Source organism: uncultured Mailhella sp., from assembly GCF_963931295.1.
Lineage (GTDB): Bacteria > Desulfobacterota > Desulfovibrionia > Desulfovibrionales > Desulfovibrionaceae > Mailhella.
In genome coordinates this window covers 1,353,846-1,379,906 of sequence record NZ_OZ007001.1, presented here as the reverse complement: position 1 = coordinate 1,379,906, position 26,061 = coordinate 1,353,846, and the positions used below count along the sequence as shown (strand labels likewise).

Annotated in this window: 19 protein-coding genes and 1 tRNA gene; 18 read left to right on the top strand and 2 right to left on the bottom strand. The window is 54.3% G+C overall.

Going from position 1 to position 26,061, the window contains the following annotated elements:
* Window positions 1–190: 190 nt before the first annotated feature.
* The 8 genes from ABGT79_RS05660 (at window position 191) to ABGT79_RS05625 (ending at window position 11,796) form a co-directional block, all read left to right on the top strand.
* On the top strand, window positions 191–3,265 hold the full coding sequence (locus ABGT79_RS05660) for a sigma 54-interacting transcriptional regulator (RefSeq protein ID WP_346665373.1): 3,075 nt from the start codon (window positions 191–193) through the stop codon (window positions 3,263–3,265).
* A gap of 326 nt (window positions 3,266–3,591) precedes the next feature.
* Complete coding sequence (locus ABGT79_RS05655; protein WP_346665372.1) at window positions 3,592–5,337, top strand: FAD-binding protein; 1,746 nt, start codon at window positions 3,592–3,594, stop codon at window positions 5,335–5,337.
* Window positions 5,337–5,558, top strand: a complete 222-nt coding sequence (locus tag ABGT79_RS05650; protein WP_346665371.1) for a ferredoxin family protein — start codon at window positions 5,337–5,339, stop codon at window positions 5,556–5,558. The genes ABGT79_RS05655 and ABGT79_RS05650 overlap by 1 nt, the downstream gene beginning before the upstream one ends.
* A 68-nt stretch (window positions 5,559–5,626) precedes the next feature.
* Window positions 5,627–5,767, top strand: coding sequence for a hypothetical protein (locus ABGT79_RS05645; protein ID WP_346665370.1), 141 nt, complete (start codon window positions 5,627–5,629; stop codon window positions 5,765–5,767).
* A 12-nt stretch (window positions 5,768–5,779) separates the two neighbouring features.
* Window positions 5,780–7,246 carry a sodium:solute symporter family transporter gene (locus tag ABGT79_RS05640; protein ID WP_346665369.1) on the top strand — a complete coding sequence of 489 codons (1,467 nt, stop codon included), beginning with the start codon at window positions 5,780–5,782 and terminating at the stop codon, window positions 7,244–7,246.
* A 182-nt stretch (window positions 7,247–7,428) separates the two neighbouring features.
* Window positions 7,429–8,058 carry a hypothetical protein gene (locus ABGT79_RS05635; RefSeq protein WP_346665368.1) on the top strand — a complete coding sequence of 210 codons (630 nt, stop codon included), beginning with the start codon at window positions 7,429–7,431 and terminating at the stop codon, window positions 8,056–8,058.
* A gap of 235 nt (window positions 8,059–8,293) precedes the next feature.
* Window positions 8,294–9,355, top strand: coding sequence for a glycosyltransferase (locus tag ABGT79_RS05630; RefSeq protein ID WP_346665367.1), 1,062 nt, complete (start codon window positions 8,294–8,296; stop codon window positions 9,353–9,355).
* Between the two features lie 29 nt (window positions 9,356–9,384).
* Window positions 9,385–11,796: a polysaccharide pyruvyl transferase family protein gene (locus ABGT79_RS05625; protein ID WP_346665366.1), complete on the top strand. Its 2,412-nt coding sequence runs from the start codon at window positions 9,385–9,387 to the stop codon at window positions 11,794–11,796.
* A gap of 101 nt (window positions 11,797–11,897) precedes the next feature.
* On the opposite strand, the gene ABGT79_RS05620 is transcribed toward ABGT79_RS05625, so the two are convergent.
* Window positions 11,898–12,845 carry a glycosyltransferase family 2 protein gene (locus ABGT79_RS05620; protein WP_346665365.1) on the bottom strand — a complete coding sequence of 316 codons (948 nt, stop codon included), beginning with the start codon at window positions 12,843–12,845 and terminating at the stop codon, window positions 11,898–11,900.
* A 220-nt stretch (window positions 12,846–13,065) separates the two neighbouring features.
* On the opposite strand from ABGT79_RS05620, the gene ABGT79_RS05615 reads away from it, so the two are divergent.
* Entirely contained in the window at window positions 13,066–13,269 is a 204-nt protein-coding gene (locus ABGT79_RS05615; protein WP_346665364.1) for a hypothetical protein, read from the top strand.
* Window positions 13,270–13,735: 466 nt separating this feature from the next.
* Here ABGT79_RS05615 and ABGT79_RS05610 read toward each other — a convergent pair.
* Window positions 13,736–13,811: transfer RNA gene (locus ABGT79_RS05610), tRNA-Val, on the bottom strand.
* A gap of 863 nt (window positions 13,812–14,674) precedes the next feature.
* On the opposite strand from ABGT79_RS05610, the gene trkA reads away from it, so the two are divergent.
* The 9 genes from trkA (at window position 14,675) to ABGT79_RS05565 (ending at window position 25,934) form a co-directional block, all read left to right on the top strand.
* Entirely contained in the window at window positions 14,675–16,084 is a 1,410-nt protein-coding gene (trkA, locus tag ABGT79_RS05605) for a Trk system potassium transporter TrkA (protein ID WP_346665363.1), read from the top strand.
* Window positions 16,081–17,553: a potassium transporter TrkG gene (locus tag ABGT79_RS05600; RefSeq protein ID WP_346665362.1), complete on the top strand. Its 1,473-nt coding sequence runs from the start codon at window positions 16,081–16,083 to the stop codon at window positions 17,551–17,553. The genes trkA and ABGT79_RS05600 overlap by 4 nt, the downstream gene beginning before the upstream one ends.
* A 514-nt stretch (window positions 17,554–18,067) precedes the next feature.
* Window positions 18,068–19,498, top strand: a complete 1,431-nt coding sequence (gene hutW, locus ABGT79_RS05595; RefSeq protein WP_346665361.1) for a heme anaerobic degradation radical SAM methyltransferase ChuW/HutW — start codon at window positions 18,068–18,070, stop codon at window positions 19,496–19,498.
* Between the two features lie 147 nt (window positions 19,499–19,645).
* Window positions 19,646–21,841 carry a TonB-dependent receptor gene (locus ABGT79_RS05590; protein WP_346665360.1) on the top strand — a complete coding sequence of 732 codons (2,196 nt, stop codon included), beginning with the start codon at window positions 19,646–19,648 and terminating at the stop codon, window positions 21,839–21,841.
* A 94-nt stretch (window positions 21,842–21,935) separates the two neighbouring features.
* Window positions 21,936–22,478, top strand: a complete 543-nt coding sequence (locus ABGT79_RS05585) for an MptD family putative ECF transporter S component (RefSeq protein WP_346665359.1) — start codon at window positions 21,936–21,938, stop codon at window positions 22,476–22,478.
* Between the two features lie 58 nt (window positions 22,479–22,536).
* Window positions 22,537–23,310, top strand: coding sequence for an energy-coupling factor transporter transmembrane component T (locus ABGT79_RS05580; RefSeq protein WP_346665358.1), 774 nt, complete (start codon window positions 22,537–22,539; stop codon window positions 23,308–23,310).
* A gap of 30 nt (window positions 23,311–23,340) precedes the next feature.
* Window positions 23,341–24,810 (top strand): ATP-binding cassette domain-containing protein, encoded by a 1,470-nt coding sequence (locus tag ABGT79_RS05575; protein ID WP_346665357.1) that lies wholly within the window; start codon window positions 23,341–23,343, stop codon window positions 24,808–24,810.
* Window positions 24,807–25,325 carry a heme utilization cystosolic carrier protein HutX gene (gene hutX / locus ABGT79_RS05570; protein ID WP_346665356.1) on the top strand — a complete coding sequence of 173 codons (519 nt, stop codon included), beginning with the start codon at window positions 24,807–24,809 and terminating at the stop codon, window positions 25,323–25,325. Before ABGT79_RS05575 ends, hutX begins: the two co-directional genes overlap by 4 nt.
* A gap of 99 nt (window positions 25,326–25,424) precedes the next feature.
* Window positions 25,425–25,934, top strand: a complete 510-nt coding sequence (locus ABGT79_RS05565) for a flavodoxin family protein (protein ID WP_346665355.1) — start codon at window positions 25,425–25,427, stop codon at window positions 25,932–25,934.
* The last annotated feature ends 127 nt before the right edge of the window (window positions 25,935–26,061 follow it).

The following is a 26,061-nucleotide window of genomic DNA, read 5'->3' as shown; positions in this document are numbered from 1 at the left end:
GTAGCAAGAACCGTGCCATGATTATAATATGCTTTATTTATTGGTGTTTGTCGTTTTTTACCCCTTGTGAAGCAGAGATATTTCGTATTTAAAAAATATAAAATGTCTTGTTGCTGTGCGTAAAAAATACAGTTACGATGAGCGGGCCTGCGTCTGTGCGCAGGGCGCTTGTCAGTACAGGAGAAGGAACATGCGGCAGCAGAAGACGGACTGGGAAAACAGCACGGAAACGGGAGCGTTTCTGCGGGAACTTTTCGGAAGGCACTGGCGTCCTGAAATGCTGGTGAAGCTGGCCGGACTCGAACCTTCGGCCGCGGGTCGGGGCTGCTTTGCTCCGGCCGGAGGAGAGGCGGCAGAGTGGCAGGCGCTGGACATTCTGCTGGCCGGGCACGAAGAGGCGGCCGCGCGTCTGCGCTCTCTTGCCGGAACCTCTCCCTTCGAGCGCTTTTTGCGCAGCCTTGCCGAAGGCGACGAGCTGGGCGCTCTGGAAACGTTTCTGGAGCAGGGCGAGCGGCGCATCCGTGCGCTTTCCACGGACGACATGCGCGCCATGCTCATGTTTGCGCTGGAGAGGCTGCGGAATCTTTCTCCTTCCTCGCTTTTGCAGATAAAGCGCTTTCTCGGGCTGTGCCGGGAGCTCAATCTGTTCATCGTGTGTTCGGGCATCTTCATTCCCGGGCTTCCGCAGTTCTTCTTTCAGGCGCGGGAAACGGCGCTCGGCACCGGAGACATGGGAGAGACGGCCCTGATGGATCTGCTCATAGGCTCGCTCAACGTGTGCAACATTCCCGAGCACAACAGCGCGTATTTTCATGAAATCATGGCCCGGGGCAGGGCGGAGCTCGATACGGTGAAGGATCCTGTTCTCGTGGAGACGGCCGTGCCCTATCTCGGCATTTTCGCGTTTCTGGAAGGCGACTACGAACAGGCCATGAACTTTTTCTCCCGCGCCAGCCGGAAAATGCGCATCCAGCGCCGCCGCTACTTTGAAATGTTCTATGCCCGGCACTGGGGATTTGCGGCGGCCAACCGCGGGGATTTCGATCTGGCGGTGAGGCTTCTGCTCACGAGACTCCGGCAGGCCGAAGTGAGCAGCGACTCCTCGCTTTCGCGCAACATGCGCAGTCAGCTTGCCTTCGTGTATCTGCGCATGGGCAGGAGCGAAAAGGCGCTGGAACAGCTGGACATGGCCCTCACCGGCATAACGAGGAAGACGGACATTGCCAGCGCCGTGACCACGCTGCGTCATCTGGCCTGCTATCACATGTTTTCCGGGCACGTTGAGGCGGCCTTCAAGGTGCTGCTGCCCGCCCTGCGCAAGGCCGAGGCGCAGGGGTATCAGCGGCCGGTGTATCTCAACGGCGTGTTTCTCGAACTGCTGGCCTGCATGCACGAAAAGGGACTGCCGCCTCTGCCGTGCTATTCCTTTGAAGAGGAACTGGCCCGATGTCTTTCGGGTCCGAACCGTCTGCTGCGCGGGGTGGCTTTCCGCGTGCAGGGGCGGCTGCTGGAGCGGGCGGGGAAAAAGGCCGAGGCCGTGGAGGCCTACCGCAGGAGCATTGCCCTGCTGGACGCCATTCACAACACGCTCGGGGCAGATCAGACGCGTCTTTTCCTGGCCTCGCTGCTGCTGGATGAAAACGAGAAGGAGGCGGCTCTGCTCGTCAACGAAGCCTGGCGATCCTACCGGTATCAGAAGGCGTTCTTCTGGTCCGACAGGCTGCTTCGGCTGGTGCCGTCGTATCTGAACGCGGGAGAAGAGAGCGTGGTTTCCGCCCACGCGCTGGTGGAAGCGTTTCGCGACAATTTTGCGCCCCGGCGTTCCGGACTGTCGTTTGAGGAGTTTTCCCGCATGCTGCTGACGGAGTCGGGGAGGCTGCTCGGCGCGTCGGAGGGCTGGCTGTATCATCGTTCTCAGCCTTCCGCGCCGCTGCTTCTTGTGGAAAAAAACGGCTCTGCGCTTGAGGGGTTTCTGGGGGCCGCCACGGTGGAGGAAATGGCGGAACTCGTGGCGGAAGGGGAACCGGTCATTCTGGACAGCGTGACGGACGGCGAGAAGCGGGGCATGTTTGTCGGGCTGCCGCTGGACTGCCGGCCCTATGGATTATACGTGCTCTGCCTTGCGGGCACGTTTCCCGAAAAGCTGAGGGCGGTGCTGGACGAAACGCTTCTGCGCGACATAGCCCGGGTGCTTACCTGGCCGTGCATGCTCACGCTGGAAACGGAACGACGCACGCAGAGCGTTTCCGCCACGGGCGAGAGCTCTCAGGAAATGATATGGGTTTCCTCGACGATGCGGAATTTTCTGGCGGACGTGGACAACGCGGCGGGCACGGATGCGGCGGTTCTGCTCAACGGCGAGTCCGGCGTGGGCAAGGAAATGCTGGCCCGGCGCATTCATGAGCGGAGCGGCAGAAGCGGCCGTCTTGTGACCATCAACATGGCGAGCCTGCAGGACGAGCTTTTTGAAAGCGAGTTCTTCGGCCATGAAAAGGGCGCCTTCACCGGAGCCATGAACAGCAAGCTTGGACTGGTGGAACTTGCCGAGAACGGCACGCTTTTTCTGGACGAGCTGACGGAGGCGAGTCCCAGGGTGCAGGCCAAGCTGCTGCGGGTGCTGCAGGAGCGGAGTTTTCTGCGGGTGGGCGGCACAAGACCCATACGCATCAATTTCCGTCTGGTGGCGGCCACCAACCGCAATATCGGCGAGGCCGTGCGCACGGGCGCGTTCCGTGCCGATCTCTATTACCGGGTGGCGGTCATTTGTCTCCATATTCCGCCGCTGCGGGAGCGGCGTCAGGACATTCTTCCTCTGGCCCGCTACTATCTGCATCATTTTGCCCACAGGCACGGTCGCGACGTGGTGCAGGATTTTTCCGAAGTCAACTGCCGTCTGCTAGAGCAGTGGCCGTGGCCGGGCAACATCCGCGAGCTGCGCAACGTGGTCGAGCAGTCCGTCATTCTCAGCGGCGGACGCACGCTCGCCTTTCAGGAGGGGTTCTATGAAGCGCCCGTCAGAAGCGCTACCTTGGGCGGGCGCAACGAAATTCCGGCGGCGGAGCGGGAAGAGCTAGTCTGTTCCGTGGAGGAGGCTGAAAAGCGATGCATTCTCGCCGCGCTTCGCCGGACGGGCTGGCGTATCGACGGCAGGTACGGAGCACTGGCCGTGCTGAAGATAAGTCGTTCCGCACTGTACGCGAAAATGCGCAAATACGGTCTTTCCCGGGAGAACGACGCGCGGGAGGAAGTTTCCGACAGGCGCTGACGAACGCTTTCCGAGGACGATGGACGGGAGATTTCCGATGCTTTTGCCTCGATCTTCTGCAGCAGCGCGCGGGAGAGCGGGAATCCTGTTCGTTTTTTTGGATCGTGAAGAAGAACTTTTTTGTAAATAACACGTTGTCCGGCACGCTTTTGCGTCATGCATGCAGGCATGGGGATCCTTGGGGAAAACATAAACGTATCGCAGCGAAATAGCGTAAAATGTTGTTGAGCTCCGCGGCTGCGTCATGTATTCTCGAACAAGCGGCCCGGCGTCTTTCCGCATTTTTTCGGACGGAAGCGTCTGTCGCTCTCACCATGGAGAACAGTATGAAAACTCTGCAATGCGATGTCGTTGTCGTGGGCGGCGGTCCGGCCGGAACCTTCGCCGCCGTGAAGGCGGCGGAAAACGGCGCCGACGTCATTCTTCTTGACAAGGGCTATGTCGGCAAAAGCGGCTGCGGCACGTTCGGGGCCGGTTCGTTCAAGGCCTATCTCAAGGAAGAGGACTCCCTCGACCTGTGGTACGGCAAGGCCGTGGAAGAAGGCTTCTACATCAACGATCAGGACTGGCTGAAAAAGCATTTCGACACCATCGGCGACAGGGTGAAGGAACTGGAATCCTGGGGCGTGGTGTTTGAAAAGAACGAAGACGGCACCTATCGCCGCATTGAAGGACAGGGTTCTTCCGATCAGCGCCCCATCAAGACGCTCATGTTCCACGGACCGCAGTTCATGGAAGTCATGCGCAGAGTCTGCAAGGAAAAGGGCGTGACCATCGTGGATCGCGTCATGGTGGACGCGCTGCTTCATGAAAAGGGCAACAAGAGCGTCATCCGCGGCGTGGTGGGCTTCCACGGCGTGACCGGCGAAGTGTACGTGGTCAAGGCCCGGGCCGTGGTGCTCACCACCGGCGCGCAGGCCTACAAGTCTCACTACGCCGATCTGCACATGGAAACGGGCGACGCGCACATCATGGGTCTTGAAGCCGGCGCGGCGCTCGCCAACTACGAATTCAACTGCCATCAGCTCACGCACGGCAACTTCGCCACGCACGGCATGAACGTTTCGCAGGGGCTCGGCGCCAAGTTCGTCAACGCTCTCGGCGAGGACTTCACTGCCAAGTACGACCCGGAATACGCCTCCCACGGCAACCTGTGGCGCATTTCCGCCTCCATGGCCCTGGAAGTGCATTTCGGCCGCGGCCCGCTCTATTTCGACTATTCCTCCTTCACGCCCAAGGACTGGGAACTGTTTGAACGCACGCTGCCGCTCATGTACCGCTCCTACGAGCAGGCGGGCTACGTGGACAAGAACCGCAAGGTGATTCAGGGCAAGCTGAGCTGGGTTTCCGCGCTCATAGGCAACGTGGGCTTCGGCGGCGGCCTGTACATTGATCTCGAAGGCCGCACCACGCTGGAAGGCCTGTACGCCGCGGGCGACGCCACGTTCGGCCCCACCTCGGGCGTGGAGGGCTTCTGCGCCTACGCCATGCCTGCGGCGTCCACCACGGGCGCGGTGGTGGGCGAATCCAGCGCGAGATACGCCCGCACCGTGGGCGAACCGGATGTGGACGAGAAGGAAATCGAGCAGGTGGTGGAAAAGCTCACCACGCCGCTCAGACATCCGCAGGGCGTGGATCCCTCCCATGTGGTCATCGCCGTGCAGGAGGCGCTCTTCCCCTACGACGTGTACATTCTGCGCACCGAAGAAAAAATGCTCGCCGCGCTGAACCGCATTCGGGAAATCAAGAAGTACGACGTGCCCCGTCTGCGCGCGCTCGACGCGCACGGCCTGCGCTTTGCCCTGGAGGCGCGCAACATGGTGCTGAGCGCGGAAGTCATGCTTACCGCCGCCTTGTACCGCAAGGAAAGCCGCGGCTCGCATCTGCGCCTCGACTACCCGGAAATCGACAACGAGAACTGGCTGAAATGGATTCTCGTGGAACAGCAGAACGGCGAACTTGCGCTCCGCACGAAGGATATTCCCATCGACCGCTATCCGCTGCGTCCCGAGCACAAGCACGAACTTCACGCCTCCATTGCCGCGGCCAGAAAACTTGGGGAGAACATCTAATGGGCATCCGTCATATCGATTACGACAAGTGCGTCCGCTGCCTGCGCTGCGTCACCTACTGCCCGCAGGACGTCTTGCGGGCCGACGAGGACAAGCATCCGTACATCGCCTATCTTCAGGACTGCCAGTCCTGTTTTCTGTGTGAAAAATACTGCCCGGCAGGGGCCATCGCCGTTTCCGCGGACCGGGAACGCCGTCCCATCCTGCCCTGGAAGATCTGATGGCTCGGCCGCCCTCCGGGGCGGCCTGCCGTTTGCAAACGCATCGGAACAACGCGGGAGATTCGCTCATGATTGCCAATATGCCCACTTCAACCTTTCTTCTCTACATCGGCGCGTTTCTGGTGCAGTTTGTGTTCGTCATAGGCTACGGCATCTGGTGGTGCCTTCAGGGCAGAACCCGCCCCGACGATAAGAAAAAGAGGAATTAAAAGGGGCGCGCCATGATGATTGCCATACTCGTCGTCTATTTCGGACTCATGTTGTTCATAGGCTACCTCGCCTCACGCAAGGTGAGGGATTCGAGAGACTACTTTCTCGGCGGCAAAGGTTTCGGCCCGTGGTTCACGGCCTTCAAGTTCGCGGCCACCTGGGAGAGCGGCGTCAAGCTCGTGGGAAGTCCCGGCATGGCCTGGAATGCGGGCTGGTCTTCGCTTGCCATGGGCATAGGCACGCCGCTGTGCTACTTCTTTTCCTTCCGCGTGTTCGGACAGCGCCTCAAGCTGGCCTTCGATCACTTCAACGTGCTTACCCTGCCGCAGATGCTGGAAAAGCGCTATAAAAGCCGCGCCATCCGCATTGTGGCGGCCGTGGCCATACTCATAGGCCTCGGCGGCTCGCTCGTGGCGCAGTTCAAGGCCACGGGAGAAATCTTTTCCACCATTCTCGGTCTGGACTATCTTTCAGGGCTGTTCATCGGCGCGGTCGTCGTGGGCGTGTACTGCGTCATGGGCGGCTATCTCGCCTCGGTGTGGACGGACTTCATTCAGGGCATCATCATGGTGCTCGGCTCCATCGCCATCTTCACGGCTACGGTGCAGGCGGCCTTCGGCGGCGTTTCGGCGGATCTGCTCTCCCAGCTCAACGCCGCGCTCGGCTCCATTGATCCCAATCTGCTCGACATCACGGGCGGCGGAAAAATGAGCTGGTCCAATCTGTTCATCATTCTCGCCATCACCATGCTCGTGGGCATTGCCATGCCTCAGCAGAGCGTGGCCATTTTCTCCATGCGCGACGTACGCACCGCCCGCGTGGCCATGATCGTGTGCGTGGTGTTTTCCGCCATTCTCGCCTGGACGCTGGCCACCACCGGCATGATGAGCCACATGGTGCTTGCGCCCGGCGAGGTGAAGAATCCCGATATGGTCATTCCGCTGCTCATTCCCAAGGTGCTCTCGCCCATTACGGGCGGCATCTATCTCGCTGCCGTGCTCGCCGCCATCATGTCCACGGTGAGCGGCTCCATCGTGGTGGCGGCCTCGTCGCTCACGGAAGACATCTTCAAGCTCGCCATCCCGGAGCGCTACACCCGACATCCCATGTTCTACAACCGTCTGGGCGCCGCCGTGTTCGTGCTGCTGCCGCTGCTCTTCGCCGTCAAGCCGCCGACCATCATTTTCTGGATCGGCGTGTTCGCCTTCGGTTTCCTGGTGTTCACCTTCCTCATGCCCATGATCGGCGTCATTCTCATTCCCGGCGCCTCAAAACAGGCCGCGCTGGCGCAGATGGTAAGCATCATGATCATCATTCCCGTGTGGACCATCTGGCTGCAGAAGCCCACGGGCATTCCTGCGCTTCTGGTGGGGCTGATCGGCGCGCCGCTCATCTTCTTTGCCGTCAACGCCGTGTTCAAAAAGCGCGAGCTCGATCCGGACATCCGGGAGCTGTGGGAAAAGTTCCGTCAGCTCTGATCGTTCAGGGGCTTTCCGGCCGCTTCGTCGGAAGGCCCTGCAACATTTTGGGGCGGAGTTTCAGTTTGTTTGCCGCGCTGTCTGAAGCGGCTCTGGAGCCTTGAGCGACGGGCGCTCTGAACAGGCGCTTTCAGTATTTTCTTGATTCGGTCAGGCCGCATTTTCGGCTTGCTGGTGACGGCATGGACACGACGCTGACGCTGAACTCTTCCGGCCTTGCGTGGGACGCAGAGGCGCTTTGTGCGCGGTATGCCTTTCTGCGCAAAAGACGGGAGGAAGTTCGGCTCGATCTTCTGTATTACCCCTACCGGCTTTTTCATCTGCGGGGGCAGGCGAGCTGGCGCTTTTTCGGAAAAAGACCGCTGGAAATGTTGCTTGTGGTCGATGCGCGCACGGGCAAGTGCCTTCGGGTGTCGTCGTTTCCCGAAGTTTGCGAAGAACGGATTGTTTTTGAGCACGGCGAGGCGGAGCCTGCGTTTTCCCCCGCGCGTGTGGAAGCGGACGGGCAGGCTCTTGAAGCGTCTGCGCATGTTGCCGCAGCCGTTCTCGACGAGGCTGAGGCTGCGTCGAGGGCGGAGGCGTTTGCGATTGCCGCGTGGGGGCGACGCTGCAATCTTCCTCTCGGTCCGCGCGCGGACATCCGATGCGCGGAGTCGTCGTCCCGCCTGCTCTGCAAGCCGTTCTGGATCATGCGTCCGAAGGAGCGTCCGGCCGAAGGAAAAATGTTCGTGTTCGACGCCACCACCGGCCTCGGCGGCGTTTCCGAGTACTGGAACGTGGTCGAGTATGTGCTCGACATGGAGCGGTTTTAGATAATTTTTTAGATAAGCTGATATTTGTGAAAAAAAGTATTTGCGTATTTTTCTGGAAGTTTTGGAAAAGACCTGATAGTTTTTATGAACTGACAATATAATTTTATTTATAATATATTGTTTTTTATATTGTTTTTGTGCATTTTTTTAAAAATGATTAGTCAATGTTTACTTATTTTTTTGGGGATTGTGGATTTTTTTGTTTTTATTTTTTTACCGTATAAAGGAAAGAATTATGGTAGATAATCCACTTCTTTCTGTTGTTATTCCTGTTTACAATGCTGAAAAGTATCTAACACGTTGCCTTAATAGTGTATTAAATCAGGAATATAAAAATATAGAAGTATTATGTATCAATGATGGGTCTACTGATTCGTCATTGAATATATTAAATATGTACGCTGAAAATGATAATAGGGTTATAGTTATTGATCAAATAAATTCAGGAGCTGCAATATCGAGAAATAATGCTATTAAAATTGCTAAAGGTGACTTTATTACTTTTGTAGATAGTGATGATGAGATTAAATATAATATATATAGCAAAACCATACCATATATGAAGAATAATGATATAGTTTGTTTTGGTACAGAAGAGCATATTGGTGATTCTATAGATTCAGATGTGAAAGACTCTAGTTATTTTTGTATTGAATCAAATAAAAAAATTACAATAGATGATAATTTTATTTATAAAATATCAAAAACTGTATGGAATAAGATATTTAATAGGTCAATAATAGTTAAAAATGATATACTATTCCCAGAAACTAGATCATTTGAAGATAATGGATTTGTCATAAAGTATTTGTTAAATTCTAATAATGCATATTTATTAAAAGATAAATTATATATTTATTATAAAATATGTAATTCAATTATGGATAAAGCTCGTAACTATAAAAAAAGTAATGGAAAAGATTTGATAAATATGATCGATGATCTATTTAATTATATAAATAATAAAGGTATATATCAAGAAAAATGTCAAATTTTTGAGTGTTTTGCATATGGATTTTATAAAAATGCCATTCAATTTTCGCATCTATATGAACAGGCTGAAATTACAGGACGGTTGATAACTGTTCTACAAAAAATTGAATATCCTATTCAAAATAAGTTTCTTTCAGATCTTAAGGAAGGAAACTATATAATAAAGACAGAAAATACATCTACTAATAGTATATTATTTTTTAAGAAATTTAATTTTTTAGAAAAGATATTTTTTGTTGGAAATATAAATGGCTATAAGTGTATTTGTTTATTTACCATACCAATTTTAAAAATAAAAAAATAATGTGATAGCCAAGGAAATAGGGGGGAATTATGAAATTGGATAACATCAGTGACATTGTAACTAATAGTTCTATCTTTTGTACTGGATGTAGTGCATGTGTATACACATGTCCTGTTTCTGCCATTCATATGAGTGAAAATGAAGAAGGATTTTTATATCCGAAAGTAGATGAGAATATATGCACGCATTGTGGTTTGTGCCGCAGTGTGTGTCCGGTATATTCGCCAGAGTATTCAAATAAAAAAAATCCAGATTGTTTTGTGGCAATGGCAAATGATGAATTACGAGAGGGAAAGAGCACCTCAGGCGCTGTTTTCCCCATATTGGCTCAAGAAGTATTACGCCGCGGAGGAGCTGTTTGTGGAGCCGCGTTTCGTCCTGACTGGACGGTTGCTCATATCATTATTGAAGATAAGGAAGGACTGGAAGGGCTGAAAAATTCCAAATACGTCCAAAGTGACATGTCTGACTGCTTCCCAAAGATCAAGAATCTGTTGGAAGCCGGACGGCTTGTACTCTTCAGCGGTACAGGTTGTCAGGTTGCTGGTTTAAAAGGTTTTTTGCGTAAGGAGTATCAAAACCTCTGGTGTATTGAGGTGATCTGTCATGGAGTACCTTCTCCTGGAGTTTGGAAAAAATATTTAAATGAAAAATTTGATGTGTCACATATAAGATCAATTGAATTTAGATCAAAAAAATATTTATGGGGAAATGAATCTGTTGCTCTCATAGAGTTTTGTAATAATAACTTATATAAAGAAACATATACACAAGGATTGTATTATTATAATTTTGGTAACAATGTTTTTCTTCGTAAGAGTTGTGGATGTTGTCAATTTAATAGATTGCCTAGACAAGCAGATATAACAATAGGTGATTTTTGGGGGATAGATAAAAAGTATCCTCAATTTAATGATGGAAAAGGTACGTCTGTTATACTTGTAAATAATATTAAAGGATATGAATTGCTAAATAAAGTAAAATATAATTTTAAAGTGTTTAATAAAGTTTTATTAAATGATGCAATTCCAGGAAATCCAAATATAATATCATCTTCAAAGGAAAACAGCTATCGTGATATATTTTTTAAAATATTTAAAAAAAGAAGTGTACAAGAAGCTCTGAGCTTTACTGCAAAAGATTTGTCCGATTGTAAAATTATTAATTTTTGGTTTACCAAGAATTATGGCGCGGCACTCACATGTTATGCATTACAAGAAGCATTGTTTAATATTGGATACACCGCTAAGGTTATTAATTATATGCCTTCACATTGGAGAAAAATGTACTCGAATACTTTTTCTGAATCTTTTGCTAAAAAATATTTATATCTTACCAAACCGCTAAAAAATTATGCAGATCTTATTGATCTTAATCATGTAACAACTAATTTTTTAGTTGGTTCGGATCAGGTTTTTCGATATGACTTTTATAAAGGTGATGGCGATCATGCATATCAACTGGGATTTGTGCAGCCGAATAAACGTAAAATAGCCTGTAGTGCATCATTTGGTACTCTTGATTATATAGCACCTCCAGAAGAAATTGAACGCTTTTTTTCAAATTTAAATCAATTTGATGCCGTTTCTGTTCGAGAAACGCCAGGTGTTTCTATTTGTAAAAAAAGAGGCATTTCGGCCGAGCAGATTATCGAGCCTGTATTTTATTTATCTCAAGATGAGTGGAATAAATTGGCAGATAATCATAATGAAGAACATAATAAAGGAGTAATATACTTTTCATTGGGATATAAAAATGCGTCTAAAAATCCTAAAGTTATAGATTTTATAAGTAAAAAAACTGGTGAACCAATAAATATACAAACTTTTAATTATCAAAGAAGTGTTGAAGACTGGCTGGACTCCATTAGATCAGCTTCTTTTGTCGTGACCGATTCTTTTCACGGAATGTGTTTTGCTATTATTTTTCATAAACCTTTTGTTGTCTTGTGCTCTTATAGTGAAATGCGAAGCCGAATGGACGAAATTTTAAGTCTGTTGGGTCTTCAAAATCGTATTATAGATCCTGAAGCGGATGGTAATTTTGAAGAACTTCTTATAGATATTGATTGGAATAATGTCGATAGCGTGCTGGAAAAGGAAAAAAATCGAGCACTTTCCTGGTTGAAGGAAAAATTGCAAGCTCCAATAAAAAAGAAGGAATTATTAAATGTACGGCTTGATTATTTAGAAGAAAAAGTTAAGCAAATGACTTCAAATAATTCTTCTAATTTTTCTTCTGAAAATTATCAGTGCTATGAAGATATAGCTTTGATCTATAATAGATTTCGTATTATACGAAAATATTATTGGTATAAATTGTTGTCAAAAATAACATCAGGACAACGTCGCAAGCACTATAAGACTAAAAGATATCTATGGCATGATAAAATACGCAGATTACGTGAGTTGAAAAAGCGTTTTCATAAAATTATTCGGTAATCTATTATGTCTCCCACATTAGTAATATTATAAATATTAATATTACTAATGTGGGACTATGATAGTCTAATTGTTTATACTATAAGTGATAATATAATATTTTATAATTTTTTACTAAATATTTTATATGTAAAAATTCGTATTACTTTATATCCTTCCTCGTGTTTTGCGCTAAAAATTTTTTCTAACAATGTGCTTAATCTTATATTGAATTTGAATTGGGTGGTAATTATTTGTTTTATATGACGACTAATTACTTTAATTTTTAATATTGTTTTTTCTAAATCATTGCATGGTAATATATCTATGCATTTAATCCATATTTTTGCTAAATCAAAATGTCTTTTTATATTGTTATATTGAGTTCGAGAATGAGAATTTTTTCTAACTACATATTTTGCTAAAACTTCTGATATGACCCCGTATGGCTGTTTATATAGCATGGGCATTTGCATTTGACAGTTTTGTCCACCTCTTGCTACAGGAATAGTTCTTGTGGGGTTTATTTTTAAAAAAGATGATGTTCTAATAATTGTACAAATTGGAGGCCATGGCACATTTTTATCGTTGATAATGTTTTTAAACATATCTTCATTTTTTTTAACAGTTTGTGTATAATATACATTATCAATTGATTCTTCATCTGCATAATCAATAAAACAATAGGCAATACCTATATTTTTATAATATTCCATATATTCTACTTTATGTAAAATGTGGTTTTTATATAAAATATCATCACTATCTGGCCATAAAATATAATCCCCTGTGATTAATTTTAGTGCATTATTTAATGCAGCAGCTTGACCTTGATTTTTTTGATATAAATATTTTACAGACCATCCTTTTTTCTTTAGTGATATATCATAGTTATCAAAAATTTTTTTTGTATTGTCAGTTGATCCATCATCAACAAAAATAAATTCAACATTTTTATAATTTTGTATAAGTAAAGAATCAAAAAAACGATTGAGATATCTTTCTCCATTGTAACATGGAGAAATTATAGAAACTTTTGGAAAGCTGTCTAGTGAAGTATGTATATCCATGTCATTACCTCTCTAATATTTTTTTATTTTTTCTAATATTTTATAATTAATGTCAAGAAATTATTATATTTTATTAAATTAATTTCTATTAAAATTATTATATAAAATACATAACTGTTGGTTCTCCTGGAGCAACTGGCTGTAGAGAAGAGAGTATGATATTGGGGCGTTATGGAGCGCCGGTATTTTGTGGGGAAGGCGCGGCAAAGGAGAGGTTGTTGTGGCGACGAATACCATTTTTCCCCAGGATAAGAAGTGCGGAGTCTGCCGGTGGTGGGAAGGCAAGCGCGTTCCCGAGATTCATATGTTCAAGGGTGTTGTCAGAATCCGCTGCGAATCTGCTCCGGGCTATTGTCCTATACGCAAGATGAAGATGCTCTCCGGCGGCTCATGCCCGCGCTTCAGCAAGTGGGAAAAGCTCTGATGCCGCAGGTCATGAGGGTGTTGCCTGGCGGCAAAGCTTTGCATTTGTGCTCTTCGGCATGTTGTATTGAGGGACAGAAGAGCCAGAGTCTCTCTGCCCGGCATCCATTGCGGTGAGGGGGACCCCTTTGCCGCCGCTCGGCCTCTGGGGCTCACTGCCATGAGCCTGTCTGTTTCAGGTCGGAGTAGAAGAAGGTTGCGTCTGCAGGTGGCGGTGATCAATCCGTTTCGGGAGGCGTTCCGACATGGAGCATGACGCCGCGCTTCCTTGCCTGTTCATCGCAATGCTCCGGCATCATCGTCTGAGCATGGTCCCATGTTTGGGGATATTCCAAAACGGTTCCGGCGGATTCAAACGGATTCACGGGTAGTACAGACGTATGGTACACGCGGATTTTTCAAAGAAATCGTTTGTTAAAACAGAAAAGCCATGTAAACACACGGCTTTTCTTCGGAACGTCAAATGCTGGTGGGCGGTAAGGGACTCGAACCCCTGACAGTCGGTGTGTAAGACCGATACTCTACCAACTGAGCTAACCGCCCCCGCCGTTTTTTCTAGGGGAAGTGCCCTGTTCTGTCAAGCAACGGATGCCCCGGCGGGTGCGGGGCCTGCTGCAAAAACATGAGGACGGATTCACCGGAAAGGCCGGGGCGTATCCGGTGCATGTTTTTCATCGGGCAGAGCGGCGCCCGTTTGTTCATGCCGAAAAGCATAAAGAGAAGGTCTTCAGGCAGGCTGTATTCTAGTATTTCCATACTTGCAGGAGTGCGCACTGGTATCGGGCTTTCATTGGGCGTAACTCGTACAGAGGCTTGTCGCCCATGGCAAGAATGACATATTTTTGTGTGGCGTACTCCGAAACGTGCGACTCTTCAGCTGGGGAAGGCGTGTGCTGTTTCGATGCAAACGCATCCACTGAAAGCCTGGTCAAAGATGGGGCTCTTTTAAAATTACCGTGCTTTTTTCCGAGAGGCACGTCTGGAAGCTGATCATCGTCCTGTACGCATGCGATCGGAAGTGAGGTTTTCGGCCGGATCAGCTTCCGAACAATTTCGACGGAATCTCTCTGTTCTGCCGTTCCTGCTCTGAATGGAGAGAACTCAAATTCTGTTTCTTCATGGTTGAGGAAGACAGTCTATGTTATTTTTGCCGATATGTTGTTGAACAATGATATGTTGTGCTGAATATGAAGTGTTTCTGATTCTTTTATAAAAAGTTTTGTACATAATTTCTGCAATTATATGAGATATCATGACAGCTGTTTTGTTTTTAATTATGATTGGAATACAGGTGTGATTGCAGATGGGAGATGCTCGGTAAGACACGTTGAAAAATATGGTCATGATGGTATGTTCCATAACCGTATGGCATAGGTCTTCATCAGCCACCTTTACATGAGGTAGTCATGTTTTTTAAGGAAAAATCTGCGTCTTCCTCCGGGCGGATTGTCATCATCGGCGCAGGAGAAGTCGGCTTTCATACGACAAGGCGGCTTGCCGAGGAACAGCGGCAGGTCATTGTCATCGACCATGACGAAGAGCAGCTGCGCAAGATACAGGAAGCGTTTGACGTGCAGACGCTGACGGGCTCGGGGGCCAGCCCGCAGGTGCTGCGGGACGCCGGAATAGACAAGGCCGAACTGGTTCTTGCGGTGACGAACTCCGACGAAGTGAACATCATGGCCTGCATGTTCGCCAGAGAGCTGGCGCCCCAGGCCACACGAGTGGCCCGCGTGCGCAATCCCGACTATCATCTTCTGCCGGGCTTTCTGGAAAAGAGTCTCGGGCTCAGCCTTCTGGTCAATCCCGAAGAGGAAATCGTCCGGTCCATATCCCGCCTCATCACCATGCCCGGTTCCGTGGAATACCATGAATTTGCCAATCGCCGCATTCGCATGACGGGCATGAAGGTGGACAGAGGCCCCCTCATCGATCTGCCGCTTTTCCGCTTCCGCGAGGTGCTGCAGGAAGAGCGCGTCATGATAGGCGCGATTTACCGGGAGGACAGACTCATCATTCCTTCCGGTTCCGATATCATTCGGCAGGGCGACATCGTTCACTTCATCTACGAGCCTGCGGCGCTGCCTTCCATACTCAGGGCGCTGGAGCAGAAGCGCCGCCCTGTGCGCAGCGTGTGCATTTACGGCGCGGGACTCATCGGAACGGCACTTGCGAGAAGTCTGGAGTCGATGAACGTGCAGGTCTGCCTGATCGCAGGGAATGCCGCGGAGTGTGAAAAACTTTCCTCCAGCCTCGGATCTACGCTGATTCTGCACGGCGACGCCAGAGACCGCAGCCTCCTTGAAGAAGAGAAGATAGGCGAGATGGATGCCTTTGTCGCCGTTTCCGAGAACGAGGAGTCCAATATTCTTTCCTGCATGCTGGCCAAGAAGCTCGGCGCCGGGCTGGCGGTGGCCAGCATCAACAAGGCCGAATATCTGCCGCTGGCGGACACCGTGGGCATCGATCATATTGTGAGTCCGCGCATAGCCACCGTGAGTAGCATTCTGCATTACATCCGGCACGGCAACGTGCTGGCCTCGGTGGCGGTGAGCAATGAAGCCGCCGAAACCATGGAGGTCTTCGTCGAGCAGAACTCCGCGCTCTGCGGCCGACGCCTGCGCGACATCTGCCTGCCCAAAGGAGTGCTCTTCCTCGCCATCGTTCAGGGGGATAATGTGTTCATTCCCAAGGGCGACACGGTCATTCAGCCGGACGCCCGCGTGCTGATTCTGGCGGAAAAGCAGCATATTGCGGAACTGGAACGCATTCTTGGCGATGCGGAGGCCTCCGAGTGCGGAGGCTCGAATCTATGACGCTCTGGAATATCATCTACCTTGTCGGCATCATGATCGCCTGCGTCGGCGTCATGCAGATCCTTCCTCTGGCGCTTTCCGTCGGTTTCGGCGACGGGCACGCGGCTTCTCTTGCGCTGACCTGCGCGGCGTCCGTGCTGTTCGGCCTTCTTCTGGTGCGCGCAGGGAGCAGAAAACGCCGCACCATACTCAGCAACAGCGAGGCGCTGGCCTGTGTGGGCCTGTGCTGGATAGCCGCCACCTGCGCCGGAGCGCTTCCCTATGTGTCCACGGGATTCATGAACCCCGTGGACGCCTGGTTTGAATCCGTTTCAGGCTTTACCACGACGGGGTCTTCCATTCTTTCCGATATCGAGGCCCTGCCGCAGAGTCTGCTGTTCTGGCGCAGTCTCACGCAGTGGTGCGGCGGCATGGGCATCATCGTGCTGTCTCTGGCCGTGCTTCCGCATCTCGGCGTCGGCGGCATGCAGCTCTACCGGGCCGAAGTGCCCGGCCCCACGCCGGACAAGCTGGCTCCCCGGATTCAGGATACCGCCAAGATTCTGTGGAGCGGCTACTGCGTTCTTACCGCCGTCATGGTCGTGTGCCTGATGATGGCGGGAATGAATGTTCTTGACGCGGTCAATCATGCCTTTGCCACGCTGGCCACGGGAGGATTTTCTACGAAGAATGCTTCGGCGGCGGCGTTTTCTCCGGCCGTTCAGTGGATCATCATTGTTTTCATGTTTCTGGCCGGAATCAACTTTACTCTGCATTTTCGTTTTATCTCGGGAAGATGGAACGCCTACAGCAAAAGCGAGGAATGCCGTTTCTTCGTGCTGCTCTGCGCTGTGCTTACGCTGCTTACCGCAGGCTTTCTGTATGTGGAGAATATGGCCTCCGTTCAGTCTTTTTCCGATGCGGAAAAACTGCTGCGCGGCGCGATGTTCCAGATAGTGTCGCTTCTCACCAGCACCGGTTTCGTCAGTGAGAACTACAGCCTGTGGCCTCTCGGCACGATGCCGATGCTGCTGTTTGCCGTTTTCGTCGGCGGATGCGTGGGCTCCACCGCCGGCGGATTCAAAATCATGCGCATCATGGTTCTGGGAAAGGTGCTGCGCCGTGAGTTCTTTTCCATGCTGCATCCGCGCGGGGTGTACACCATCAAATTTCAGGACAGGCCTCTTTCGGAAAAGATCATTTCCGGCAGCGGCGTCTTCTTCATTACCTACATGCTCATGCTGTTTCTGTGTACGGGCCTGCTTCTTTGCTGGAACATCGACTTTTTGACGAGCTTTTCCGCCGTGCTGACGTGCCTTTCCAATGCCGGACCGGGGTTCGGCCGTGTGGGAGCCGTGGACAACTTCGGATGGATGCCGCAGGCCGTCAAAATGATTCTTTCCTTCTGCATGCTTGCGGGGCGTCTGGAATTTTACGCGCTTCTGATTCTGCTTCATCCCTCGCTCTGGCGAAAGCCGGGAGGGCTGTAAGCCGCGCTGACGCCGGGCGCGACGTTTTTGCCGGAGTGCTGCGGACAGACAGAACACAGGCCGGAGCAGGAAGAGAAGTCCTGTTCCGGCTTTTTGGCAGGCGGGGAAGGACGGCGATGCCTCGCTGGCGTTGGGCCGCCCGAAACATGCCGTAACGTCTTTTCATGGCCGTGGACGGGATGATGCCAGGGCCGGGCCCGGCACAGGTGCGCGTAGTCGGAAAGCTTCGCAGCGCGGCGTTTCAGAACGTCGCAAGCTTGGTCGCGGATCGAAAGGTCGGCGGCCTTTTGTCTTTGTGGGCCGTGTTCGTTTTTTCGTGAAAATCGTCAATAAAAACAAATGGATTTTTCCTCAGGTCCGCATGTTTTCCTCAAGGGAAAGCTGCGGGCACAGCCTGAAGGCAAAGAGAAAATTGCGTTTTTAAGTTGACATTGAATTTCAATTTCTTTATTGCTCAGAAAAAGTTTGATTAGTATAACTTTTGCCCAGCGGCAAAACGTTGAGAGAGGATTTCATGAGCGCCGCCATAGAACGGTTTGATCGGGAACGGATTGATTCCGAAGAGCCTCGCCTGAACGGCGCGGCGTTTTCCGCTCCGCAGTCGGACGACTGGAGCGTGGAGAGGTATTTTGCGCGGGAGGACGCCGATCCGCTTTCCCGCGCGTTTGACGGCAAGATAGCCGTGCATCCCGGCGTGGGCGGAAGGCTGGTTGCGCCGCAGGAGCGGGAGGCGCGTCTTGAGGCGCTGCTCGACGAGCCCCGCCGGGGCGACAGCGTGGCGTACATTCATGTGCCGTTCTGCGAAACGCATTGTCTGTACTGCGGCTTCTACAACCGGGGCTATTCCCGGGAGGAGAGCGCGCGTTACGTGGACGCGCTTGTTCGGGAGCTTCGGCTCTGGGAGGGGCGCGCGGCGCAGAGTCAGGGGCCGGTGCATGCCGTGTACTTGGGCGGCGGCACGCCCACGGCGCTGGAGAGCGGCGATCTTGAACGTCTGCTCAGGGCCGTGCGCGGGCATCTGCCGCTTGCCAACGACTGTGAGATCACCGTGGAAGGGCGGCTGCACAACTTCGGTCCGGAAAAAATGGAAGCCTGTCTTGCGGGAGGCGCGAATCGTTTTTCGCTCGGCGTGCAGAGCTTCAATACGAAGATACGGCAGACCATGGGGCGTCTGGCCCCGCGGGAAGAGGTGTTCCGCAGGCTGGAGCGCCTGAAGAGCTACAATCAGGCCGCCGTGATCGTGGATCTCATTTTCGGTTTTCCCATGCAGAGCATGGAAGTGTGGCTGGACGACATTGCCGCCGCCTGTTCCGCCGGGCTCGACGGCATGGACTGCTATCAGCTCAACGTGTACGACCGGACGCCGCTCGGCCGGGCCATACGGGAAGGCAAACTTCCTCCCGCAGCGGACATTCCGCAGCAGGCGGCCATGTTCGCCGCGGCCGTGGATGTTCTGGAAAAGGCGTTTTACCGTCGGCTCTCGCTCACGCACTGGGCGCGCACCAGCCGGGAGCGCAATCTGTACAATCTCAAGGTGAAGGGCAGCGCGAACTGTCTGGCCTTCGGGCCGGGCGCGGGAGGGAATCTCGCGGGCTGGTTCTACATGAATGAGAGCCGGTACCAGACGTGGCTGGACGCAGTGAGTGCCGGACAAAAGCCCGTGGCGACGCTGGTTCGGCCGGACGCGCACTTTTACTTTTTTCGCGCCGTGGCTGCGGCCCTGGAACAGGGCTGGATGGATCTTGCCGACATGGAGAACACGTTCAGGCTGTCGCTCCGAACCTGGCTGGAACCGCTTCTGGAGCAGTGGGGCCGCGCCGGACTGGTGGAGCTTCGCGGGGAAAAGATGGTGCTCACGCTTGCCGGGCAGTTCTGGCAGGTGAACATTTCCCAGCTCATGCAGGATTTTCTCAAGCACGAGCTGGAGAAGGCAACGAAACAGTGATGTTGAGCGCCCCTGCCGGAAAGGGCAGGGCAGGGGCGAGGGTTCCGGCAGAGGGCGCGGCCACGGCAGTCCGTGCATGCGCTTCGGGCCGGGAATCTGAGGAACAGAGCGCGGATTTAAAAGGCCGCGCAACGAAAGGAAGGGATGATGAAGAAGACGACAATGACCTGGACGGCGTTTTCGACCGTGCTGCTTGCCTGTGCGCTGCTTCCGGCCCCGCTGGCCCTGGCGGAAGAGACCGTGAAGGCGGGCGACGTGTACGTGACCGCGACGCGTGTGGAGAAGGAACTGCAGCAGGTGCCCATGAGCGTGACGGTGATGACCGCCGAGGATGTGCGCAGATCCGGCGCGCGCACCGTGGGCGAACTGCTGGAGGACGTGCCCGGCGTGCAGGTGCAGAACGACGGCTCGCAGGGCCTGAAGCGCATTTCCATTCGCGGCGAGGACGCCTTCCGCACGCTGGTGCTCATCGACGGGCAGAAGATTTCCGAGCACAAGTCCATGTCCGGCTCGCCCATGCTCATCGACGCCTCGCGCATTGAACGCATCGAGGTCATCAAGGGACCGGCGTCGGTGCTGTACGGTTCCGACGCCATCGGCGGCGTGGTGAACATCATTACGAAGAAGGGCGGCGAAAAGCCCGTGGAAGGCGAGGTGTGGACCGGATTCAGCGGCGCGTCCCGGGGCTTTTCCGAGGGTATGGCCGTGCGCGGCAATCTGGACGGCTTCAAGTACAGCCTGTCCGGCTCGCATTCCGATCAGGGAAACATCCACACGCCTGAAGGCGAGCTGGACAACACGAATTTCCGCCAGACCGACGCGTCCGCCTTCCTGAGCTACGACTTTTCCGAACATTTCACCGTGGGCGCGGGGCTCGACTACTACAAGGGCGCGTTCAATTCCACGTCCATGAAGGACAACGGCAACGGCAATCGCTTCTTCGTCCGTGTTCCCAAGTGGGCGCGCACCAAGTACTACCTGTTTGCGGAAGGGAAGGACATCAGCGAATATCTGGCCCGCGTGCGCTTCGACGCCTACTATCAGAAGAACGAAAAGGACATGCGCAACTATGTGGGGCAGGCGAGCGGGCCCGGCAGCACCAGCATGAACGGCAGACCCGTTTCCTACGCCTCCGCCGACGTGGTCATGGACAACTTTGCGCACAACATCATCCGCAGCCGCGGCATCTCGCTGCAGACGGACTGGCAGCTCGGCGCGGATCACTATCTCATCGCCGGGTACGAGCTGAACTACGACAGGCTCAATTCCGACGGCAGAACCTATCTGAACAACCGCATTTCCATGTCCCCGGTCATGAGCATTCTCATCAACAAGACCACGGACAAATACTACGACGGCAATCAGCTCAATCAGTCGCTGTTCGCCTCCATGGAAAGTCAGCTGCCCTGGAATCTGGCGCTCACCTACGGCGTGCGCTGGACGCATGTGCGCACCGAGCTGACGCGCGGCGAAGAAGTTTCCAATCCCTACACCGGCACGATGCAGATGGGCGGCATGAAGCGGCCCATGTTCGACTATTCCGGCGCGGTGGAAAAGCGCGCGCTCGGCGACGACACGAATTCCCGCCCCGTGTTCAACGTGGGACTCGTGTGGACGGGCATTGAAGATCTGGCGCTGCGCGCAAGCTGGGCGCAGGGCTTCCGCGTGCCGAACCTGACGGAAAAATACATCGGCACGGCCATGGGCGGCGGCACCATTTACGGCAATCCGAATCTGGATCCTGAAACATCCAACAACTTTGAAATCGGCGCCCGCTACAATCACGGCGCGCTGGATCTCGATCTTGCCTTCTTCTATTCCATTGCCGACAACTACATAGCCTCCGTGCCGGTGAGTTCCGGCAGCAGCGTCTATACCTACACCAACGTGGCCGACGCCACCACCTTCGGTTCGGAACTTTCGGCAGGCTATCGTTTTTCCACCCCGTTCGGCGACGTGACCCCCTACGCCTCGCTGACCTGGATGCGCCGTCAGTACGACGACGGCAACGGCTGGAAAACCTACGATACCGCCACTCCCGAGTGGGTGGGCCGATACGGTGTCCGCTACGCGAAGGCCCTGGCCGAAGACCTGGATTTTCGCGCCGACGTGTACGGCCGCAGCCAGTCCGCCACGGTGTATCGCTCCTCTTCCGGCAGCAGCAACTACGATCTCGGCGGTTTCACCACGGCCAACATTGCCCTCGGCTTCGACTTCGGCCCGGAAAAGCAGTTTTCGCTGCTCACCGAGGTGCTGAACATCTTCGACAAGCGTTATCAGTACAATACGGCCATTCTTGAACCCGGTCTTCACGCCAACGTGAAGCTGAGCTACCGGTTCTGATGAATACCCTGCCGCGCCGCCCGTTTCGGAGAAAAAGCGGACGGCGCGGCAGCCTTGCCTTGTTTCGTTTTCCGGTCGGAGGTCTGGAAATTTCATGACTCGATTTCTTTCCCGATGGAGCGCGCAGGAACTTGTGGTCGTCGGCGTGTTCGCCGCGGCGTCCAAGGTGTCCACGCTGCTGATAGCGCTTGCGGGCGGCGGCATGAATCCCGTCAGTCTCGCGGGCAAGAATCTTGTGTTCACCACGCTGCTTGTGGTCATGCTCTGCAAGGTGCGCAGGCCGGGCACGCTGATGCTGTTCACCGTCATCAACATGCTCGTCAGCATGCTGCTGCTCGGCGCCAGCGTCACGCTGCTGCCGCCCATGCTGATCGGCGCGCTGGCGGGCGAGGCGGCCATGTGGCCGGGCAGAGACAAGGCGGGCGCAGGCAACGCCGTGCTCGGCGCGGCCGTGTTCGATGCCGTGGGCAAGGCCCTTTCCCTCGGCGTTTCCTGGCTGTTCATGCGCGAGAATCCGGCCATGATGGTCATGGTGATTCCCTTTGTCGCCATCGGCTATCTGGGCTCGGTGGGAGGACTTTTTTCCGGCGTGAAGGCCGTCAGGGAGCTGCGTCATGCGGGCATCATTCGTCAGTAGGAGGGCGGGCGTCGCGGAAGGCGAAGGCTTTGCATCCGCCTCGCAAGGGGCGTCGGCCATGAAACTGGAACGTTTTTTGCCGGATGAGCAGGGAGCCCCGCAGAGCGGGTTCGACGTGCGCGCCCGCATGGTCGTCACGCTGCTGGCGTCTGCGGCGACGATTGTCGTCGGCTCCTTCGAGGGGCAGGCGGTGCTGTTTGCCGCATCGCTGGCCTACGCGTTGTCCGTGCGCCGTCTTCGCGCGCTGGCCGTGGCCTATGCGGCCCTCGCGCTCATGATGGGCATTGCCGCCGCATGTTCGTGGGGCGTGTCCCGCGCTGTTTCCGGCATGCCGTTTTCTCCGGAAAGCCTTGTGGTGCCTTTTCTGCGCAGCGCGGTCATGCTGAACGTGGTACTGCCTCTGGCGCTCGCTTCCCGCATTCAGGCGCTGCTCACCGCGTTGAAGGGGCTGCGCCTGCCGTTCTGCGTGTATCTGCCGGGCGCGGTTATGATCCGTTTCATTCCCACGTTTATGAACGACGTTCGGCAGGTGGCCGAAACGCTGAAGATTCGCGGATGCAGCCTCGGCCCGGGAGAAATGTTCCGGCATCCGCTCATGATGCTGCGTCTTCTGCTGGCGCCGCTGCTCTTCCGCTCTCTGCGCACGTCCGAGGAACTGGGCATTGCCGCCGAGCTCAAGGGGCTTGAGGCGGGCGGGCGCTTTGTGCCTTTCCGACGCCCACAGTGGACTGCGCGCGACACTGCGCTGGTTGTTCTGGCCGTGGCCGTCGTTGCGGCAGCCCTGTACTGTCACGCGCGCTGGGGAAGCGCCTCGTCGCCCGCCATGCACTGAACCGGCGGCCGCAAGTTTGGAGATGACGGCATGATATGCTTTGAAAATGTTACCTACACCTATCCGTTTTCCGACAGGCCCGCCGTGCGCGACGTCAGTTTCCGCGTGCGCCCGGGGGAACTTGTGCTGGTTTCCGGGCCGAGCGGATGCGGCAAGAGCACGCTCATGCGCCTGGCCAACGGTCTGTGCCCCGGCTGCTTCCGGGGCGAGATGAAGGGGCGGGTGCTGGTGAACGGCCGCAGCACCGGCGAGACGCCCGTCCGGGAGATTTCCCGCAGCGTGGGCACGCTTTTTCAGGATCCGGAACAGCAGTTTTTCGCGCTCGGCGTGGAGGATGAGCTTGCCTTTGTCCACGAATGGCGGGGCCTGCCCGCCGAAGCGACCCGGGAAAAGGTGCGGCGCGCTGCGGAATCCTTCGGTCTTTGCGGCGTGCTGCATCAGGCCGTGCATGAGCTTTCCGAAGGGCAGAAGCAGAAGGTGGGGCTTGCGTCCATACTTTCCCAGGAGCCGAAGGCCCTTGCGCTCGATGAGCCTTCGGCCAATCTTGACCCCGAAGCCACGGCGGAGCTGGCGCGGAAACTGCGCACGCTCAAGGAAAGCGGCATGGCCGTGCTTGTGGTCGATCATCGTCTCTACTGGCTCGAAGGCGTGGCCGACCGCGTGCTGATCATGAAGAACGGCGAGATCTGCGCCATGGGCAACTTCGCCCTGCTTGAGGATGAAGGGCTCCGGCGCGGCTGCGGACTGCGCGAGTGCCGCGTGGAGGATATGCGCGCCCAGCTGCCGGAAGAGTCCGCGCCCGCCGACGCCGGACTGCGCGCGGAGGGGCTTTTTTTTGCCTACCGGGGGAGCAGGCCTCTGTTTGACGGCGCGTCCTTTTCTCTCGGGCCCGGCGTGACGGCCGTCATCGGCGACAACGGTGCGGGAAAGACCACGCTGGCCCGTCTGCTGACGGGGTTGAACAAGGCGCAGTCGGGGCGCTTCTTCCTGCATGGCCGGGAACTTTCTTCCGGGGAGCTTCTGCGCCGGGCGAGCATCGTGCTGCAGAACGCCGATCATCAGCTGCACATGAGAACCGTGGCCGAGGAGATCGCCGTCAGTCTTCGCCTTGCCGACCGGCAAAGGCGCGCATCCGGCGGCGGGAAGGCAGAGAGGGAAGTCCCAGCGTCGGAACTTCTGGAACTTTTCGGACTTTCCGCGCTGGCCGAAAGGCATCCGCAGTCGCTCTCCGGCGGGGAAAAGCAGCGCCTTGTCATTGCCTGCGCCCTGGCCAAGAGTCCCGAGGTGCTCATTCTCGACGAGCCGACCAGCGGCCTTGACGGCGGCAACATGCAGCGCATTGCCCGGGCGCTGGACGCTCTTGCGGAAAAGGGCGTCTGCGTGCTGGTGATTACCCACGATCTTGAACTTATGAAACGTTCCTGTTCACGCGCGCTTCGTCTGCCGTTTCGCCCTTCCGGGGAAGCGGCGCGCGCCGATCAGGCGAAGGAGGCATTATGAAGGACGAGCGCGCATCATCGAATCTGGCCGAGAGCGTGGCGGCTGCCCTTGAACAGCGGAAGCCGTGGATGCTTTCCTCGCTGGCCGGGATGTTCAACGTTACGGAAAAGCAGGCGGCGCAGGTGCTGCCCGAAGGCATGTGCGCCTTTGCCTCCGGCGGGGATTTTGCCGGCATATGGGAGGCGCTCGGCGAGTGGGAAAAGGCGACGTTCATCGTGCAGCACGAAGGGCACGTGTTTGAAGTTTCCGGGCGCATTCCTGCGGGCTCGCCGGGAAACGGATACTGCAATCTTGCCGCAGGCGAAGCCCTCGGCGGGCACATCAGGGCCGATCTCATTGCGGACATCGCCTTTCTTTCTCTGCCCTTCATGGGGCTGGAGAGCCATTCCGTGCAGTTTTTCGACGGGCGGGGAGGCGTGGCGTTTGCCGTGTACGCGGGGCGGGAACATCACCGTATTCTGCCCTCGGTGCGCGCGGCGTTCTTTGCGCTTCGCCGGAAAATGACCGGCGTGTGACCGCCGTTTGGGAGCGCGGTTTTACGTCCGGCGTTGCTGCGCGCAGCGGTCTGGCGGCGTCAATGTTTGAAAATGAAAACTATTGTCAGGAGAATGATGATGAAAACGCTTGTGGTGTATTCCTCACGAACCGGAAACACGAAAAAGGTGGCGCAGGCCATGGCCGAGGTCATGCCCGGATGTGAGCTTCTTCCCGTGGAGGAAGCGCCTTCGTCCGTGGATCAGTACGACGTGGTGGCCGTGGGCTACTGGGTGGACAGGGGCATGCCCGACGCCGCAACCCGCGCCTGGCTCGAAGGCGTGCGCAACGCCAGACTGGCCTTTTTCGGCACGCTGGGCGCGTGGCCCGATTCCGATCACGCGAGGGAGTGCATGGCGCACGGCGAAGCGCTGGCGCTGGAGCCTGCGCGCGGCAACGTCGTGCTCGGTTCCTGGCTCTGTCAGGGGAGGGTGGATCCGAAGGTGCTGGAAATCATGGCCCGCATGGCGGGCGACGTGCATCCCATGACCGAGGAGCGGAAGGCGCGCATTGCGGAGGCGGCCAGACATCCCGACGACGAGGACTGCCGCTGCGCGCAGGCGTTCATTTGCCGCTTTCTGGAACGGTAGCATTTTCCGCTCCGGAGGCGGGGCGGAACGGAAGCAACATTCAACAAGGCCGCGAAGCTGCGGGAGCTGGCCGGACGCCTGATCCGGACGCCTTTTCCCGCAGGCTTCGGTCAGGGAAGGACAAGGA

What these genes read in the sequence shown, in the direction of transcription:
- ABGT79_RS05575 (WP_346665357.1), top strand. Translation starts at nt 23,341, where the DNA reads ATGATATGCTTTGAAAATGTTACCTACACCTATCCGTTTTCCGACAGG.
- ABGT79_RS05565 (WP_346665355.1), top strand. Translation starts at nt 25,425, where the DNA reads ATGAAAACGCTTGTGGTGTATTCCTCACGAACCGGAAACACGAAAAAG.
- ABGT79_RS05660 (WP_346665373.1), top strand. Translation starts at nt 191, where the DNA reads ATGCGGCAGCAGAAGACGGACTGGGAAAACAGCACGGAAACGGGAGCG.
- ABGT79_RS05640 (WP_346665369.1), top strand. Translation starts at nt 5,780, where the DNA reads ATGATGATTGCCATACTCGTCGTCTATTTCGGACTCATGTTGTTCATA.
- ABGT79_RS05655 (WP_346665372.1), top strand. Translation starts at nt 3,592, where the DNA reads ATGAAAACTCTGCAATGCGATGTCGTTGTCGTGGGCGGCGGTCCGGCC.
- ABGT79_RS05590 (WP_346665360.1), top strand. Translation starts at nt 19,646, where the DNA reads ATGAAGAAGACGACAATGACCTGGACGGCGTTTTCGACCGTGCTGCTT.
- ABGT79_RS05625 (WP_346665366.1), top strand. Translation starts at nt 9,385, where the DNA reads ATGAAATTGGATAACATCAGTGACATTGTAACTAATAGTTCTATCTTT.
- hutX (WP_346665356.1), top strand. Translation starts at nt 24,807, where the DNA reads ATGAAGGACGAGCGCGCATCATCGAATCTGGCCGAGAGCGTGGCGGCT.
- ABGT79_RS05650 (WP_346665371.1), top strand. Translation starts at nt 5,337, where the DNA reads ATGGGCATCCGTCATATCGATTACGACAAGTGCGTCCGCTGCCTGCGC.
- ABGT79_RS05580 (WP_346665358.1), top strand. Translation starts at nt 22,537, where the DNA reads ATGAAACTGGAACGTTTTTTGCCGGATGAGCAGGGAGCCCCGCAGAGC.
- ABGT79_RS05600 (WP_346665362.1), top strand. Translation starts at nt 16,081, where the DNA reads ATGACGCTCTGGAATATCATCTACCTTGTCGGCATCATGATCGCCTGC.
- ABGT79_RS05645 (WP_346665370.1), top strand. Translation starts at nt 5,627, where the DNA reads ATGATTGCCAATATGCCCACTTCAACCTTTCTTCTCTACATCGGCGCG.
- ABGT79_RS05630 (WP_346665367.1), top strand. Translation starts at nt 8,294, where the DNA reads ATGGTAGATAATCCACTTCTTTCTGTTGTTATTCCTGTTTACAATGCT.
- ABGT79_RS05585 (WP_346665359.1), top strand. Translation starts at nt 21,936, where the DNA reads ATGACTCGATTTCTTTCCCGATGGAGCGCGCAGGAACTTGTGGTCGTC.
- ABGT79_RS05620 (WP_346665365.1), bottom strand. Translation starts at nt 12,845, where the DNA reads ATGGATATACATACTTCACTAGACAGCTTTCCAAAAGTTTCTATAATT.
- trkA (WP_346665363.1), top strand. Translation starts at nt 14,675, where the DNA reads ATGTTTTTTAAGGAAAAATCTGCGTCTTCCTCCGGGCGGATTGTCATC.
- ABGT79_RS05635 (WP_346665368.1), top strand. Translation starts at nt 7,429, where the DNA reads ATGGACACGACGCTGACGCTGAACTCTTCCGGCCTTGCGTGGGACGCA.
- hutW (WP_346665361.1), top strand. Translation starts at nt 18,068, where the DNA reads ATGAGCGCCGCCATAGAACGGTTTGATCGGGAACGGATTGATTCCGAA.